18 protein-coding genes are annotated in these 16,194 nt (G+C 59.1%); 10 read left to right on the forward strand and 8 right to left on the reverse strand.

What is annotated here, in order from left to right; all coding sequences use genetic code 11:
- Window positions 1-26: 26 nt before the first annotated feature.
- A complete protein-coding gene (locus RYH70_RS16820) occupies window positions 27-566 on the reverse strand; it encodes a hypothetical protein (protein ID WP_026950068.1) in 540 nt (179 codons plus the stop codon).
- 102 nt (window positions 567-668) lie between these two features.
- Here RYH70_RS16820 and RYH70_RS16825 point away from each other — a divergent pair, with 102 nt between their 5' ends.
- Complete coding sequence (locus RYH70_RS16825) at window positions 669-860, forward strand: hypothetical protein (protein WP_155854875.1); 192 nt, start codon at window positions 669-671, stop codon at window positions 858-860.
- On the opposite strand, the gene RYH70_RS16830 is transcribed toward RYH70_RS16825, so the two are convergent.
- On the reverse strand, window positions 815-1,759 hold the full coding sequence (locus RYH70_RS16830; protein WP_026950067.1) for a hypothetical protein: 945 nt from the start codon (window positions 1,757-1,759) through the stop codon (window positions 815-817). The genes RYH70_RS16825 and RYH70_RS16830 overlap by 46 nt on opposite strands.
- 143 nt (window positions 1,760-1,902) lie before the next feature.
- Between RYH70_RS16830 and RYH70_RS16835 the strand changes: the two genes are divergently transcribed.
- Window positions 1,903-2,292 (forward strand): hypothetical protein, encoded by a 390-nt coding sequence (locus RYH70_RS16835; RefSeq protein WP_026950066.1) that lies wholly within the window; start codon window positions 1,903-1,905, stop codon window positions 2,290-2,292.
- The gene (locus RYH70_RS16840) at window positions 2,289-3,791 is read left to right on the forward strand and encodes a conjugal transfer protein TraG N-terminal domain-containing protein (protein ID WP_317009433.1); all 1,503 of its coding nucleotides are present in this window, start codon (window positions 2,289-2,291) and stop codon (window positions 3,789-3,791) included. Before RYH70_RS16835 ends, RYH70_RS16840 begins: the two co-directional genes overlap by 4 nt.
- 32 nt (window positions 3,792-3,823) lie before the next feature.
- Here the strand turns inward: RYH70_RS16840 and RYH70_RS16845 are convergent, their stop codons facing one another.
- The 6 genes from RYH70_RS16845 to RYH70_RS16870 all read right to left on the reverse strand — a co-directional run bounded on the left by RYH70_RS16845 (window position 3,824) and on the right by RYH70_RS16870 (window position 6,989).
- Window positions 3,824-4,318, reverse strand: a complete 495-nt coding sequence (locus RYH70_RS16845) for a hypothetical protein (protein WP_026949782.1) — start codon at window positions 4,316-4,318, stop codon at window positions 3,824-3,826.
- Between the two features lie 86 nt (window positions 4,319-4,404).
- A complete protein-coding gene (locus RYH70_RS16850; protein WP_317009434.1) occupies window positions 4,405-4,848 on the reverse strand; it encodes a type II toxin-antitoxin system VapC family toxin in 444 nt (147 codons plus the stop codon).
- On the reverse strand, window positions 4,845-5,099 hold the full coding sequence (locus tag RYH70_RS16855) for a type II toxin-antitoxin system Phd/YefM family antitoxin (RefSeq protein ID WP_317009435.1): 255 nt from the start codon (window positions 5,097-5,099) through the stop codon (window positions 4,845-4,847). The genes RYH70_RS16850 and RYH70_RS16855 overlap by 4 nt, the downstream gene beginning before the upstream one ends.
- A gap of 223 nt (window positions 5,100-5,322) precedes the next feature.
- Window positions 5,323-6,321: a hypothetical protein gene (locus tag RYH70_RS16860; protein WP_317009436.1), complete on the reverse strand. Its 999-nt coding sequence runs from the start codon at window positions 6,319-6,321 to the stop codon at window positions 5,323-5,325.
- 54 nt (window positions 6,322-6,375) lie between these two features.
- Window positions 6,376-6,789 (reverse strand): MarR family winged helix-turn-helix transcriptional regulator, encoded by a 414-nt coding sequence (locus tag RYH70_RS16865; RefSeq protein WP_317009437.1) that lies wholly within the window; start codon window positions 6,787-6,789, stop codon window positions 6,376-6,378.
- A 62-nt stretch (window positions 6,790-6,851) separates the two neighbouring features.
- On the reverse strand, window positions 6,852-6,989 hold the full coding sequence (locus RYH70_RS16870) for a TraR/DksA family transcriptional regulator (RefSeq protein ID WP_163128124.1): 138 nt from the start codon (window positions 6,987-6,989) through the stop codon (window positions 6,852-6,854).
- A 413-nt stretch (window positions 6,990-7,402) separates the two neighbouring features.
- Here RYH70_RS16870 and RYH70_RS16875 point away from each other — a divergent pair, with 413 nt between their 5' ends.
- The 7 genes from RYH70_RS16875 (at window position 7,403) to RYH70_RS16905 (ending at window position 16,119) form a co-directional block, all read left to right on the forward strand.
- Window positions 7,403-7,849, forward strand: a complete 447-nt coding sequence (locus tag RYH70_RS16875; RefSeq protein WP_317009438.1) for a hypothetical protein — start codon at window positions 7,403-7,405, stop codon at window positions 7,847-7,849.
- A 75-nt stretch (window positions 7,850-7,924) separates the two neighbouring features.
- Window positions 7,925-10,762, forward strand: a complete 2,838-nt coding sequence (locus RYH70_RS16880) for a type VI secretion system Vgr family protein (protein ID WP_317009439.1) — start codon at window positions 7,925-7,927, stop codon at window positions 10,760-10,762.
- Between the two features lie 56 nt (window positions 10,763-10,818).
- Window positions 10,819-12,462: a hypothetical protein gene (locus RYH70_RS16885; protein WP_316310236.1), complete on the forward strand. Its 1,644-nt coding sequence runs from the start codon at window positions 10,819-10,821 to the stop codon at window positions 12,460-12,462.
- The gene (locus RYH70_RS16890) at window positions 12,459-13,607 is read left to right on the forward strand and encodes a hypothetical protein (protein ID WP_014994444.1); all 1,149 of its coding nucleotides are present in this window, start codon (window positions 12,459-12,461) and stop codon (window positions 13,605-13,607) included. The genes RYH70_RS16885 and RYH70_RS16890 overlap by 4 nt, the downstream gene beginning before the upstream one ends.
- Before the next feature lie 10 nt (window positions 13,608-13,617).
- The gene (locus tag RYH70_RS16895) at window positions 13,618-14,433 is read left to right on the forward strand and encodes a hypothetical protein (protein WP_262462786.1); all 816 of its coding nucleotides are present in this window, start codon (window positions 13,618-13,620) and stop codon (window positions 14,431-14,433) included.
- 291 nt (window positions 14,434-14,724) lie between these two features.
- Complete coding sequence (locus tag RYH70_RS16900) at window positions 14,725-15,492, forward strand: STY4534 family ICE replication protein (RefSeq protein ID WP_449355841.1); 768 nt, start codon at window positions 14,725-14,727, stop codon at window positions 15,490-15,492.
- Window positions 15,493-15,612: 120 nt separating this feature from the next.
- Complete coding sequence (locus RYH70_RS16905) at window positions 15,613-16,119, forward strand: JAB domain-containing protein (protein ID WP_203384990.1); 507 nt, start codon at window positions 15,613-15,615, stop codon at window positions 16,117-16,119.
- Window positions 16,120-16,194 lie beyond the last annotated feature (75 nt).

Genomic DNA, 16,194 nt, shown 5'->3' on the forward strand with positions numbered 1-16,194 from the left:
TCCTGTGTGTGCTGTTCGGATCGCGATCAATCCAGGCCGTAGCACAGGATGCGCCCGGCACCTTTTTTCCCATGACCAATCGGTGAGGCGAGCCCATGGTGTCTGCAACGCCCCTTTGGTTCCCCTTCCAACTGGAGCCCGACCCCATCCGGCAAGAACGGTTCAATATCGGTGTCGGCATCATCCAGAATGACCGGTTGACCACCCGCTTTGTCGAGGCTCTCTGGCCTCTCTTCCCACTCTACGCCGGTCGGCCCGACGTGGATTTTGATGCCCTCGACGACATTGTGCGCGCCGCAACCGCGTACTATCCGGATCAAGCCTATTCCGAGGTTCGCGCCGCAACGCCTCTGCATCCACAGCTTCATCTTGGTGAGCCTCAGCCATTGGCCGCACCCACCCAGGGCACGTGCCAACTCGATGCGCTTTTCCGGGCGCAGGTCGGTCTTGCTCAGACGGTCCCCCGTCCTGAGCCGCTTTTTCAGATTGGCCCCAACGGCGACAGTAGGCTTAACCCCGATAGTCAAGATCGTCTTGCCACGCTCCGGGAACGTATCCAACGCCACGCGGGATCACCACGGCGTACTTGGCTCTCTGCTTTTCGTGTCGCAGGCCGGGTGTATTGGTGTGCGGACATCACGGGGGCAAAGCAAGACATCACCGTCCAGATGGCCATTACAGGCCGAACGAATTGGCCCTCCGAGGATGACGTCCTCGACGGCATTCTGGAGTGGGAGGCGGTGGATGATCTGGACGCCTGGCAGACCCTGTTGTTCCTGAGCCAGGGCTCGGACAACGACATGCTCACCGCGCATTATTGCGGTGAGCGCAGCGCCAAGTGGTTCAAGCTGTCGATGTAAACCTCCATGACGCGCCATTCCGGATTGAACGTCATTTTGCCTAATGCAAAGACCTTGATGTACGGCGGGTCCCGACGGATCACCTCCTGGATATAGCCACGATATCGGTACTCGCGCATTCTTTGGGGGGCGATATACAAAACAACATTGCAGGCTCCCTCACCGTCTGGGGCGTCCATCTTATCGATGAACGTGAGACGGAACCCCTCTCGATATGACTTCAGGTGCGCACCGCCGTAGATGACCCGGTTACGTAACCCCGGATAGCAGCGCGCGATGTGCCAAAAGTAGCTCAGCAACGGGACCGTCCCTTCCCCTTTCACCTGAATCGTCAAACGGGCTCGTTCTTCTCGCGTCAGCAGGTGTCTCGACTCTTCAAAGGTGTCTACCAAACGATCCAGAAGCTTCGTCTGAGAATGCCCTGGTTGCCGAGAGGCCCCTGATGCACCGGCATGCGCCTGTGACAATCCGCCGGCGAGATTGGCCCCCTGCGCAACCGAGCTAACTTCGCCCCCCTCTCCCTGCTCATTGTCGCCAGGGTCGAATAAGCCGATAAAGTCCGTCAGTTTCGCCCTCGCCTGTCTCTGCAGAAAATCCGTTTCCGATTCGCCTTCTCTCTGTTTAACGGGTTCCTCGTCACCCAACCAGGGACAACCAGCGACATGCAGGTCCCCGGGGTGTGTCCGAAAATAAGGCGTCGCATAGTACCGCTCATCCTTCGCCAGCTTGTGGACGTTCGCGCCTACGATACGAACCCCCTTAGCTTGGCAAGCCGGATGGCTACAAAGATAGTGAAATTTCTTGGGCCGAGGATCCATCGAAAAATAGGCCATCCGCGCCTCGCCGACAGAAACCGTCCTGTTGAGATCCACACAATAGGCCGACCGTATCCTCTGCATTCCCTGCTCCCACATTTAATCCAGCGCGTCAGTCAAAAGCCCCACCTAAAATTCAACACCAAGACGTTAGGGTTTTCCATTGATCCGAATCGCACTACGGGCAGCATGGTCAGCATCGTGATTGTCAGACACCGGATCCCGCCATGCCTGAACGCCCCGCCTGGTACCACCCTGCTCGCTGGAGCCACCTGTCCCGCTGGAAGCTGTTTTTCGGCCTATGGGCCATCCTGCTTGGTTTGAGCGTGGCGGTGACCGCCATTGGCAGCCTCTTGGCGGGCGGTCTGCAGGAATGGCATGCCCTCATGACCCGCCTGACGCCGTGGTGGGTGGTCTGGCGCTTGGGGCTTTATCTCGTTATAGGGGTGCTCTACTGGCGCCGCTGGCGACCCCGGATCTTGGTCTCAGTGGCACGCGACCAAGATGGCGGCGCCGCCGCGCGGTACCGGTTGGGCCGCAGTGAACGGGCTGTTGTGATCGTTATCGCCACCTTGGAACTGTTCAACGTCCTGTCTTACGCCGGAGGTACCCAATGAGCGCGGATCTGATGACCTTCGGATATTTCGAGCATGTCGTTTTGGTGCTCGGCTGGGTGGTGAACAACGCCATCTGGGGCATGCTCAACGAGAGCATGGTCGCCGCCCTGCCCTTCGTTGCTCTGGTGCTCAGAGAGTGGTACCAAGCCCGCCGGGAGGGAGAGGACGAAGGCAACAAAGGTCTCCTCACGCTGAACCGGATCGAGGCCGGTTTCTACGCCATGATCCTGATCTACGGCTTCTGCACCGCGCCGATCATGAGCGTTAACTTCCAGACGGGCGAATACGACCAAACGCACTTCCAGCAGTGCGGCACCACCGTCTACGACAGCACCGGGGGTACTGGTGCTGGGATGTCGGCCCAAATCCCTCTGTGGTGGGCGGCCGTTCACGCGGTGTCTCACGGCGCGACCAATGCCGCGGTGGCCTCCCTACCCTGCAAACCGGCCTACCAGCACGTCGCTCAGAAGCTGGATGAAACGGTCGTCAAAGACCCCAAGCTGCGGTATCAGCTGAACGAATTTCAGCAGTGGTGTTTCGGGATGGCGCGCACCAAGCTACTGCGCGATTCCGACGGCAACAGCGTACCGCCAGATGTGACGCTTGATGTGGACTGGATCGGGTCCAGCTACTTCCTCAACACTCCTGGTTATTACGACAGCCTGTACGCCGACAAGCCGACTCAGGGCTTTCCGTATGATGCCAACCGGGATGCCGGGCGATCCAGCACCGGACCCGGCCAGCCGGGCTATCCCACTTGTAAGGAATGGTGGGAAACGTCGGGCGTGGGCCTGCGGTCCCGCTTGATGGACCAGGTGGATGCGGACACCCAAAGCGCCCTCTCCACGGTATTCGGGACCAGCTCCGCCGAGGATGCGGCCCTGCGCCGGGTGCTCAAAGGCAACCCCCGCCCGTCCCGGAAGCCAGGTTACGGCAGCACCTTTGCGGACGAGGGGCTGAGTGGCTGGGTGGCCCGCCTGGCCAACGACGCGGCTGGGTTTGTGGGGATGGGGGCCGCCGCTGCGGCCGCAGCCCCTGCGAAAGCGATCATGGTGGACGCCCTGCCCATGGTGCAGTGGTTGACGCTGATGGCCATGATCATGGCCCTGCCCTTCATCCTGGTGTTTTCCGGGTACTCCTGGAAAGTCACGGGGCTCTTCACCTTCATCATGTTCGGCACCGTGTTTATGACGTTTTGGTGGCAATTGGCGGCGTGGTTGGACAACAACCTGACTGAGATCCTCTACGGCGCCGACATGGAAGGCTGGTTGGCGGGCATAGGGAACAGTAAAGAGAAGAGCATCCGGTGGTTCGTCAGTTTCTCCATGTACCTGGTATTGCCTGCTCTATGGATGAGCATGCTTGCATGGGCTGGATACAGGGGTGGCGAGGCAGCATCAACCGCTATTAAGGGTGGCCAACAAGGTGCCAGTGATGCCGGCGGGAAAGGTCCAAGTGCCGCCAACCAGGTAGCCGGGAAGGCAAAGGGAAAAAAATAATCATAAAGGGCAAGCTTTAGACTTGCCCTTCTTCACCAGTTATAGGGATTCCGTTGATCCAATGACAAGCTATTTAGGTGCTCATCATCATCGGTCGCACCGAATGATGAGCTGGAGTCATCTTCGTCGGGGAGAAACGCTATCAAGCCACCATTCATAAGGCCTCGCCCAAAGACTCCGATTGCGAGAAGCCCGATAATGGCAACCGCAATCCAGGCAAAAGCCCATTCCAGCCAAGAACCGAATACCAGTAGAACCAGAGGCAGACCAATGAGCAGCGCCGCCAGGATCCACGCCGTCTGACGACCAGAAACCTTACCTTTGGCCGTGGGCGCCGGTTCGGGGCTCTCTGCCCAGGCACGAGCCTCTTCAGCACGGGTTCCCGCTTCCTGGTTCTGAGCCTTCGGACGTTTTGCGCGCAGGCAATCCCGCCACGCCATCGGTTCGGAGGCCGGCTGCTGTGCCTGCTCCGTCCAATGCCGCGCGTTCTCGGCTTTACGATGCTGTTCCTGGTTCAGGGTGGTCATGACGCCCTCCTGGGTCGTCGAAGTTGTACAATTAATGGCCAGTTTGCCTCAGTGGGTATGGCAGAGCAAGTTGGGCGGTAGCCTCTTCATGCCTTCGACCTTTCATTTCCCCCCTCCCACGGGTTGAGGATGGGCACTCCTGTCGGCTCGAAATCGGCCACATTACGAGTAACAACCGTCATTCCATGCACAAGCGCCGTTGCCGCAATGAGCGCATCACGCTCGCCACGCTTGTCGGGGACGTGTAACCGGGCGCAGCGTTGCGCCACGGCGGTATCAACGGGCAACGTCCGCCCGGAGAACTCCGGCAGCACGTGTTGCTCCAACCACGAACGCAGCACAGCCCCCTGGGTAGCGTCTTTGCGCTCAATCGACAACACGCCAAGCTCCAACTCCATGATGGTAATGGCGGAGACAAAAAGCTCGGCGGCATCGACGCTTTCCGTCCATGCCGCAACGTTTGGATCAGCTTTACCAACCCGAACCTTTCGTAGTTCAGACACAACGTTGGTGTCCAGAACGAACATCATGAGAAATCAGCCGGCTGGGTGTCGATGGCCACACGCGGCGGTTCAAACTCGATGTCCGCAACGTCTGGCATAGCCAGGGCATCAGCGATGTTCCGGCGTTGCTTTGTCAACCGCTGGTATTCCTCAATACTCAGCAGCACATGAGCCGGCTTGCCGCGGTCCGTGATGAACACCGGACCACTCTTGGCCGCCTTCTTTGCGCGGGAAACGTCCTGATTAAGCTCCCGGCTGGATAACGTCGTGATGGTCATGGCGTCACCTCCTACACGAAACTCCAATGTAGGTACGTTACTATATTTGTTGAAGGCTGTCCACAGATAGCGGGTTGTCTATCGTGCCGAAGGCAACAGGCGGCACGTGGGGTCACCCTGCGGCAGGTCAACCCCGTTTCCCGGCGACGTCCCCCCTGTTTCCACTCCGAATTGCTTTTTGATGTTTTCTCTGTCCGCCTCAAAAGCCAATCTGATTCCAGGGCTAGAGGCGGGTGAGCAACCCTTCCTCTCCTCCCAACACCAGTAGGGCCCCGATGACGAGCACAAGTGCAAGCACAATACTAACGCCTCTGTACATTCGCCTGGATCGCCGCTGATCCTCAAGTTGGGAAGACAAACTGTCCTTATCGTCCCCCAACCGCTTGTTCTCATTCGATAACCGGATAATTCGCTGTCTTTGCTGATCGGCCTTGTTTTTATCGTCAAGCCAAGACGCTATCTCTACCCCCATTGCGTACGGCAGGGGAAAATGCTCGCTCGCATACTTCTCAATCAGCATGACATTGTCCGCATGCCCCATAGCGGTAAAAATCGGCCGTTTCAACTCAACCAAATCGTTGACGGCATGAACGCTGCCACCCACTTCATCCAGCCCCTCACCGCCTCCTCTGGCGACCACCACCGCTTTCATTCTGGGATCATTCCGATACTCCGCGATCCTTTCCCGGAAGCCGGTTTCAGAAAATTTGGTACGAATAAATCGAAGCGGAAGGCTTGGATGCCCTTGTTCATTAAGCGCTTTCCTTATATCGCCTTCCGCCGTTTCAGTACAAAATACACACAGGTCGCTCACGTCATGAACGGACAAAAACGCCTTCAAGCTCATCCGCACGACGTCAGGGCTCGAAATTCCCGTCAAGGGCCTCGATTCTGGTGGGGAAAGTGTGATTGTGCTGGTGGCGGACAGTATGAGGTCCGCCCTTCCTTCTTTCATCGCCCGCCTACTGAGGGTTGGCGAACCAAAGAGTTCTACGAAATCGCCTTGCCGAGGCGCCACTTCAGGGCTACAGCGGAATTGAATCTTGTATCCATCGAATTCCAGGTCTCCGTAGATTATTTTGACTTCGTTATCCTTCTGCCAGACTCTTAACTCCGTAACCGTGCCACAGATCGCGACCAGCGTGGGCACTTGCTTGAACAGCGCATTCCCAAATGCCGACTGAATCAGGTTCTCAGGCGTCATCCGAATCACATCGTCCATGATCACCATTTCCTATGCTGACGTTGCCTTATAAAAACTTAAAACGTATCGCCCCTATGTGAGCTGGCTCTTCGCCAACCGCCATAAAGTACGAATAGCCTGTCGCAACTCCTGCTCCCCAACATGGGCCTTCCCCCAATCCAGGATCGGCTGCTGGAGTTTCTGAATCTGATGGGCAGTATCCTCGCCTTTGGCGGTGAGCAGGATATTGGCACGCCGAAGGTCTTCAGGATTGGCGCTGCGTTCCACCCATCCCTCGAAAGCCAGTCTATCAATGATTCGGGTCAGATTACCCGGACGAACCCGGGTCAGCTCGCTCAGTACCGTCGCCGTTAGGGGGCCCTTCTCATACAGTAGTAAAACCACTTCTGCCTGCACCGCGGGCAGGCCCAACGGTTCTACCGCTTCCGCAAACAGTTGGTCAAAGACTCGGCTCGCGGCCTTAGCCGCCTGAATCAGCTCTCGCATCCTGCGTTCTCCATCCTTCATTGCGGTGGCGGCATCCGTCTTGCCTCCACCTCCTCCGTGTATTAGGCGATGGGATTCGCCAGCATACGCTCAATATCGATCGGCTTCCCCGTTTCCAAGCAATAGCCGTATTGACCGTTGTCCAGTCGCTCCTGCACCGCCTCACTATCATCCAGTAACGCCATGAGGTTCATGGCCATATCGCCTCCATCACGATCCCCAAGCCGAAAGTGACGGAAATGATCTGTCAGGTCGGCCTCCATCCTCCGCTTCAGGTCGACCAGACATGCTCGAAAGAAAGCCCCGTTGACGGGCATTCATATAAGCGCTTCGCGGCATACGTCGCAGAGCGTCCTCGGAGGATGGCTTGGCACCGCCCTTCGACGACGATGATGACATGTTTCTGAAAGTCCCGTCCCTTTATAAAGTCAGCGGCAAATACTGAGCCACGAGAAAGCGGCAAATCAATGCCTGTTTTTTGTCAACGGTGACCTTATTGTTCCACAATGTCGCTGCACCTTTTATTCTGGATCTGAAGGTCAGACACTTTCGACAATGCAAGAGCGCATTGCTGCTCTGCCCCGTAAGCAAGATGGCAGCAGGGACAACACCCATGATCGACTGGCACGCCCTGTTTGAGGATTACCAATGGCGGGCACAACAGGTTCTGGATGAACGCGCCGAGCTGTGCCGTCGAGATCCTTTTCATCCGGATGCCTATCCTGATGCCCTTCGAATCATCTTGCCGGGAGGGGCTGAATTGCTGCTGGCTGACACCATGGTGATCCGTGCGGAGCGGCTGCAAGTACACTATGGAGACCAATGGATATCACCGGAGGTCTGCCTGAGCACCGGCGTGATAAGCGGAATCACCGCCCTTTCCGCCAATGGGCATCTTCTGACTTTCACGGAGGATACTCAGATTCTGCGCTATGGTTGCCATTCCCGCCTTCGGGGCCCTGGCGGCGACGTTATTCCGACACGGCGTAATGGTCAAACAGTCAAGACGTATCTCGTGTGGGTAACGGGTACCCTTCAGGGGCTCAGTCCCCCAGGTTGACGCCCTGCCCGAGCTTGCTATGCTTCGCTGAACTCAGCCGGATTCGCTGATGATAGATATTGGAGAAGGATTTCCATGACCAATCCCTTTTCGCTTGGCCGCGATATCCTGGCTGCCCTGGCCACGCCACTCCAACAGCAACGCCTGATCGAAATCGACGCCGCGGCGGAAGGCTTGGTGGTGGAGCGCTTCCGGGGCCGCGAGGAAGTCTGCGGCCTGTACACCTTCACCATCGACTGCTTCATTACCGGCTCGGACCGTCGGGATGAGGACATTGGTGACGTCTTGAACGGCCAGCCGATGACGCTGTCCCTGCGCTGTCCGGATGGCGGCTGGCGCCGCTGGCACGGCGTCTGTGTAGACTCCTATCAATACCGGGACATGGACGGTTTGCCCCGCTGCGAGTTGATCCTGGGTTCCTGGAGTTTCTGGCTGGAAGAGCGCCTGAACAGCGAGATCTTCCCTCAGTGCTCCGCCCAAGACGTTATCGAACGCATCATCGGCGAATACCCCGAAGCCGCCGTCCGCTTCGATCTCATGGTCCCGCTGCCGCAACGGCCCATGATCACCCAGTACCGGGAAAGCCAGTGGGCCTTCTGTCAGCGATTGATGGCGGAATACGGGCTGGCATGGCGTTTTGAGCATCGCCAGGACGGCCAAGAGGATGCCGAGGACGGCGGCCCGCCGGTGACTTTGGTGGTGTTCGACCAGCAAGCCCGCCTGCCGGAAGGTCCCTCCCTGGATTTCCATAATGACCGCTCCGAGGAAAGCCGACCTTCGGTGACCCGCTTCACCGACGGTAGCCGCCTCACCCCCAACGCGGTGCAGGTGGCCAGCTGGCACAGCGGCAAGGTACGCACCGTCACTGGTCGCGCCGAAGCCACCGACCCAGATGGTCTGCCAGTACGGGAGATCTACTGGCACCGCCAGGATGCCCGCTTCGACAGCGCCGAACAGGCGGAACGGACCGCCGGCCACCATCTGGATGCCTTGCGGGTGTTACAACGGGTCCATCGCGGCGAAAGTCGGGTACGCACCCTGGCCACCGGTGAAGCCTTTACCTTGAGCGGCCATCCACGTTGCGATGAAGGGCCCTATGTGGCTCTGGTGGTGGAACACGCAGCGGTGAACAACCTGGGCCACGCTGGCGAGCTGCTCGGCGACGACACCCTCAAGGCCGGCCAGTACCGCAACGCTTTCCTGGCCATTCCGGCCACCACTCCCATAGCCCCTCTGCCCCGCCCCAAGCCCGAGGTGGGCGGCCCGCTGCTGGCGAGAGTGGTGGGCCACCCCGGCGACGCCGTGACCAGCAGTCGCGACCACCAGGTGCGCATCCAATACACTTGGCAGCGCGGGGACGCTCCCAACCCCGGTGGCCTTAACGATACCGGTGCCCCCAAATCGGGTCATGCCCTTGGCGATGCGTCTTCGGGGATTTGGGTACCGGTGGCCGAGGCTCTGGCTGGTCCCAACTGGGGCGCCAACTTCCTGCCCCGGATCGATAGCGAGGTCTTGGTCGAGTTCCGCCAGGGGGACATCGACCAGCCAGTAGTCATCGGCCAACTCTACAACGGCGAAGTGAAGCCGCCGTTCGGCGTCGCCCGGGAAGACGGCACCAACCACGCCGGCACCGTCAGCGGCCTGCAAACCCGGGAGCACGACGGCAAGGGCGACCACAGCCCGACCCTGCAGCGTCTGCTGCTGGACGACACCCCGAAACAGGTGAGCGTGCGGCTGGAAACCAGCCTGGCCCGCAGCGGTCTGGGGCTGGGCTATCTGGTGGATTACAGTGTCACCCCGGGACCCACCCGGCGTGGCGCCCTGCGCGGCCAGGGCTGGGAACTGGCCACCCAGGCCTGGACCACCGTGCGCGCCGGCCGTGGATTGCTGATATCGGCCAGCGCCAAGGCCAAGGGCCAGGGCACCCAGATGGAAATGAATGAAGCGGTGGCCCAGCTCAAAGGCGCGGAACGCACCGCCCAGGCCCTGCATGATGCCGCCACCGCCGCTGGCGCGCCGGGCCTGGCCGGCAATGCCGCGCAAACCGCCTTCCGCGAGGCTCTGGACCCGCAAGTGGACGGCCGCTACACCGCTCCGGTGGCTGGCCAGTCGCCGTTCAAACCGAAGCCTGGCAGCCGGGAAGACAGCGACCAGCCGGTGGAAACCTTCGCCGATCCGAAACTGGTATTGGAAAGCCCGGACCACATCGTCCTCAACAGCGACAAAAGCGCCGCCGCCATGGCCGGCGAGCACCTGCACATCACCACCCAGAGCGACGGCCACATCAGCGCCGGCGACAACCTCGCCCTGGCCAGCGGTGGCAGCGCCGGCCTCTACAGCCACAAAGGCCCGCTCAAGATCATCAGCGAAAACGGCCCGGTCTCCCTGCAGGCCAACGGCGGGCCGCTGGAACTGCTCGCCGACCAGGCCATCACCGCCACCAGCAGTGAAGGCAAGGTCAGCGTCCTCGCTAAGGAAAAAATCACCCTGCAAAGCGGTGAGGTGGAAATCGTCCTCGACGGCGCCAACATCTTCTTCCGCTGCCCCGGTACCTTCACCATCAAAGGTTCCATAAAGTCGTTGGAGCCGGGCCAGGCCGGCAGCGTTTCGATACCAGCCCTGCCCTCTGCCAAGTCAGACCTTCCAACCCAGGAGGCGGTGGATTGGATCGCGTTGGATTATCGAGATCCCGATACGGGGGTGGGCATCGCCCAGGCGGATTACGACATTCTGTTCCAGGACGGTCCCACGGTGTCGGGACAGTTGGACGCGAACGGCGAAGGCCGGCACGAACGAGTGGACAATAAGCCGGTGGAGAACGTGGTGTACAAACCGCGCACACCGGAGACCGATCAGCCCTTTGCCTCCCTCTTCGATCTTCAAATTCCAGACGCCGGTGATAACCATGCCTGAGACGCCAGGCACACCGGACTATCAAGGAAGCGTCGTTCAGTGAAGGAGTCACAAACATGAGCCCGCCTGGCAACGGCCCCACAACGGAACAGGAGCTACGGGACGCCCTGGCATTCCTGACCGACACCTATGTCCGTTTTGATGAGGGGCGCCGCGATGTGGCGATCTGGCTGTGGGAAGCGATTCAGGGGGATTTCAACCTGGATCGCAGTACCGGACAGGTCACGTTCGACGCCGCGATTTCGATGATCCCGGTGGTGGATCAAATATGCGATGTGCGCGACATCATCGCGAACTGCATGCACCTCAATGAGGACAGCTCGGACAAATGGTCCTGGATCGCGTTGTGTCTGACGCTGATTGGCCTTATCCCCTCCCTGGGTTCACTGCTCAAGGGTGTGTTGAAGATCTTCTTCCTGTTTGTCCGCCGTTTTGGAGGGCGTCAGCTTGCCACAGCGATAGAAGAGGCCATGACCTGGGTGATCACTTTCCTGCGCAAGAAAGAGGTGGAGCAGTACTGGAAGGCCCTTAAGATCGATGACATCTTCGGCTATCTCGCCAACGAAACCCGCAAGTTGAAAGGAAGAGTAGATCCTGGAAGTCTGACTCGGGCGTTCGACACCGGCATCGCAAAATTTCGCGAACTGACGGACAAGGTGAAACTCGTCCCTGTCGTAGGGGCCCGCGCCCAAGCGGTCCTGGAGACCGTGCTGAAGATTCGCCGGCAATTCGACAACTATGTCGGCGAGGCAATTGCTCCGATCCAGGAGGTGCTGGACCAGATCATCCGCCGCCTGGACGCTGAGCACCTGCTGTACCGCGGCGCCCGGGTCAACACCCTCAACGTGCATTTCCGAGGAACACTGCCTCAAACCAAGGCCGTGACCTTGATGCGCCAGTCAGACCCACCGCCGCGGTGGTTGAAGGAAGGCGAGCCGCCGCACCCGGGGTTAAATCCTAAGGATGGGGATCTTATGGATGATCTACGGGGAGACTGGCTTGATTTATTGGAGGAGAAGCGGCTCACCAACAGCGACTTTCCAATGCTATCAGATAGGCAGATTACTACATTTCATCGTGTTCGCCCCGATGTCCTTGAGGGACCGCAAAAGCTATATCGTGTGACTTCACCCTCCAACGGCGCAGCCGGAGACTGCTGGATGTTGGAGGAAGACTTTATGAGGTTGATGAAACAGGCGGAGGACCCGAAAAGCGATTGGCGTCAATTCCTGGCGGTGTGGCCCCAGTGGAACCCCAATGGGCAATTCGTGGTGCTGGATATCCCCGCAGGAGGCCGTGTGAATGTGTGGCGTGGTCCCGCCGCCAGTCAGGTCTTGGAGCAAGTGCCTGAAATGGAAGGCAAGTATCTGGAAGGCGGATGGGAGCAAATCGTTATTATGACTGCAGATCAAGGCAATCCGACCGGTACCGTTTCAGATACTTTCCGGTTTTTCCGGCAGTCCGATGACATGAGTGGACGATTGGACCCGACAGAACTGGACTACTCCGCCTTTAAAGACTTACCAGAGGCAGAAAAGGCTCGTCACGTCAGTCTGCGGGAAGCCGTCAATGACCCGCGCATCCAAGGTCCCTATGATACTGGTTGGGGCACCACGGACTTCGACGCCCAGTTGGAGGACGTCAAACTGGGCCTGCCTAATCTGCCTGGGCAAGTGACGAAACAAGGAGACGGCTCATGAGCGGCTCGCCTATGACCCTGAACGTATGGCAAAAGCGTCAGGCCACGGTGCTGTATCACTACACCTCGCAGGCGTACTTACAGGGCCTGAAGGACCGGCTGGATGTGCTGATCGGTGACACGGAAATCACTCTTGATACGGCGCTTCAACAGGGCCGGGACCAGTACATCGCCAATCCGCGCTGGGGATGGCGGGACACCGCGGCCAACTGGAGCACCTACGGCTTCCCGGCGTTGAAGGAATGGCGGCAAAGTGTGATTCATCAGATCGCCCGGCGGGCCATTGAGGTTTATAGCAACACAGGCGCAGAAAACTGCTCCGGCATGCTCCGGAACCTATCCATGGGCTGGACTACCCCCGAGGAGGAAAAACAGTTCGAGGAGGCTTTCAGCGAAGTTTACGGCTATGCCACTTATATCGACAGCCTGATTGGACCACCAAAAAACATGACGGAAAGCGCCTTTAATTCGTATTGGTACGGCTCCCGCACTGACCCGAGCAACCCGGGGATAGCCCACCTTTTCCCCCGACTCCCCAAGTATGTCGTCCATATGGCTGTCGAAGCGGAGACGGGGAAGAAGCCGCCACGCACAGGCGTGTATGTACCTCAAGACGACCCGCTAGGGGCGCTCCAGTTTTGTTGGACAGGAGGGGAAACCAACGGCAGCCCTGGGAAATGCGTCACTTTCAATGATCTGGGAAGAAAGATCATTCAAGCAGCGGGAAGGGATAACTTTTGGGTCAAAGGCCCCGAGCTTGTTAACGCGGTCAAACAATACGCACCTTCGGAATACGAGACTTTTGTGCGCAACCTAAGAGGGCGCAACTTCTCCCCTTCGGAATTGGATAACCCGAATATGGCCAGTCGTTTCCTGAGAAACGAAGGTATGGCACTCAACTCCTGCAAGTGGTACTTCGTCGAACAGATTGAAGGCGAGTACGACGACGCTGTCGAGCCGGTTGATGTTCCGGTACGCCCTCCCCGAACCCCCGGTGGTCAGCCGTGCCCTGAGTCCGGCTGGTGGTTCACCCCGGCAAAAGCGGGCTCCCGCCGTTATTTCAAGAAGGGAGAGGTCATGCCGAGTTTCAAGGGCAGTGCTTACGGGGATACGTTCTGGCAGTGGGATGCCAGGCAGGGACAGTAAGACCTGAGCGATGAATCGACCAGCATATCCTTGCAAGAGCGGTTATCGGCACCGCACCCAGATCATCGGTGAGGCTTGGGACATTGATGGTGAACACTGGGCCGTCCGCAAGCGGGTGCGCTCCCCCCACGGTATTTTCATTGAATACGGCTGGCGGATGGACCAAGTGCCCGGCCCCGGCATCCCCTCTCGGGGTATCAGCCTGATCCTCACGCCGGTATTGGCTCAGGCTCTGCATGACCTCCCTATCTTCAATGAGGCCAAGGCGGCCTTGGAGATCAGCCATACCGCCTTGAATCAGTTACGTCGACGGGTGGCCATGCGCCACCGGGACCAGTTGGACCGCTGGTGGCGGGACCGTATTGATGACCTTAAAACCCTGCCGATAGACACTTTCGCTCGCTGCTACGGCGTGCATCCGGACACCGTCATGGCCTACCACCAGCGGCTGGTCGGCCCAACGCAGACCGGCACCAACCGGACGAGGGAGTACCAGAGGGTAAACCAACTAATGGTGATGTTTCTGGATCACCACGCCGACACCGGGTTCACCAACCTGCGGCACGCCAAGCAGAATCCCGCCATCCCCATGGGGGAATACGGCTATCGAGAGGAGACCCCGCAAGGCCCGGTTTACTTGTTCACCTCCGACACGCTGGTCAAGGCCATTCCGGAATTCACACTCAAGCGGATCTCCCGAGCCCTGGAGGCAACCGGTTGGGTGGAAGCCTCGACCTGGGTCAACGGCGAAAAACCCATACCAAAGCCACGCCGCATCAGCGGGCGCCGTAGTCTGTACTATCACGTGCATCGCCCCAATTCGTGACCTTACTCCGGTGCGAAGGGTTGCGCTGGCCCCAAAAGCTTGACACCCCGCCGCCATCGTTGATTAGATATTGATCGAACACCCTCACCGCTGGGATAAGCGGCCCCTTGAAAAAAGCCTTGTCGGATCGTGAAACGAGGCAGCCTTCGGGCTTCGATCCACTCTCAACCCTCGCCAGCCGGCAACCTTCGACACCTTTTTCCATATCACCCCAACGGGGAAACACATCCCCATGGGGCACGCTTATGCGTGGTGTTTCTCCGTATTTCCTTAACGTTAAGGAGAATCACCATGAACCCAGCTCAGTCCACTCAACCGACTCAATCTACTCAAGAAAAGCAATACTTCGATCTGCACACCACCGGCATCGGGTACCTGAACCGTATCCGCGAAGTGTCTCCCAAGAAGGGCAATCCCTTCCTGGCGTGCAACATCGCGGCGCTGTCCGGGGCCTCCGACGACGTGACCTACGTCCGCTTCGACTGTCGTGTCAGCGGCAAAGAGGCCGCCGCGTTGGTCCAGCAATACGAAGCCGCCGTACAGCAGGATCAGAAGGTCCTGATCAGCTTCAAAATCGGTGACTTGTGGGTCGATACCTTCACCTACACCAAAGGCGACAAGACCGGCCAGACCGGCGTCAGCCTCAAAGCCCGTCTGCTGTTCATCAGCTGGATCAAGGTGAACGGTCAATTGGTCTACAAGGCGGAGCGGCCGCAGTTGGAGCAGGATCCGTCCGGGCAAGCCCATCAGGGTGGCCAGGACGATCAGGCTGAAGCCGCGTCTTCCGAGGACAGCCCGGCACCCGCTGCCGAGGCTTCACCCTCACCGAAGGAAGCCCCACGTCAGTCCGCTCAGACCGCACTGCCTGAAACCGTCCAGCTGTCCAAGGACGCGCCGGACTTTCAGGAACGCAAGGCGGCACTGAAACAGCAAGGCTATCGCTTCGACGGTCAGGCTAAAGTGTGGCGTTTGCCCACCGATGCGGCCAAGGCCGCCATCGAGGCGCAACGCCAAGCCAACGCCCAAGACTGGGCGCGCAGTGCTCAGGCCACCGCTTGATTTTTTTAATCCTCAATCCAGGCCCCGTTTTCGGGGCCTTTCCTGTCATTCCACCCACCGTCCCGGGGGCCTTGCCCCACGGGGTCAGTGCCTCCTTCAGTGGTTCATCAGGAGGCTTTAATGTCCCTCAGTTCAACCCCATCCATCAATGACGGCGCTCTCCGCACCCCCATCGACTACACCAGTATCCAAACGCACCCGGTTATTCGCGAAGCGATTGGTATCCTGGAGGCCCAGCTCTTCAAACGCGAAGCCTCGCTGACCAGCTCTGTGGCTGTTCGCGAGTATCTCCGTCTGCAACTGGCCAGCGAGCCTTTGGAAGTGTTCGCCATCGTCTTCCTCGACAATCACCATGGCGTCATCGCCTACGAACCCTTGTTTCGAGGCAGCATCAGCGGCGCTGCGATCTACCCTCGCGCCGTGGTCAGACGGGCCATCGAGCACAACTGCTCCGCGGTCATCTTCGCCCACAACCACCCTTCAGGCGACACTGAACCCAGCCGGGCCGACCGGGATGCAACAACTCGTTTAAAAGCGGCCCTGGACCTGGTGGATGTCCGTGTTCTGGACCATTTCATCATCGGCAAAGGCACGCCTCTGTCCTTCGCCGAAGAAGGCTATTTATAACCACCCGGGCCTCATCGGCCCTCCCCCTTTTCCATTCCAAGCTCTGCCCTGCCCGCCAGGGCTTTTCCTTTCCTT

The sequence above is a fragment of the Alloalcanivorax xenomutans genome (assembly GCF_032810065.1).
In the GTDB taxonomy this organism is placed as follows: Bacteria; Pseudomonadota; Gammaproteobacteria; order Pseudomonadales; family Alcanivoracaceae; genus Alloalcanivorax; species Alloalcanivorax xenomutans.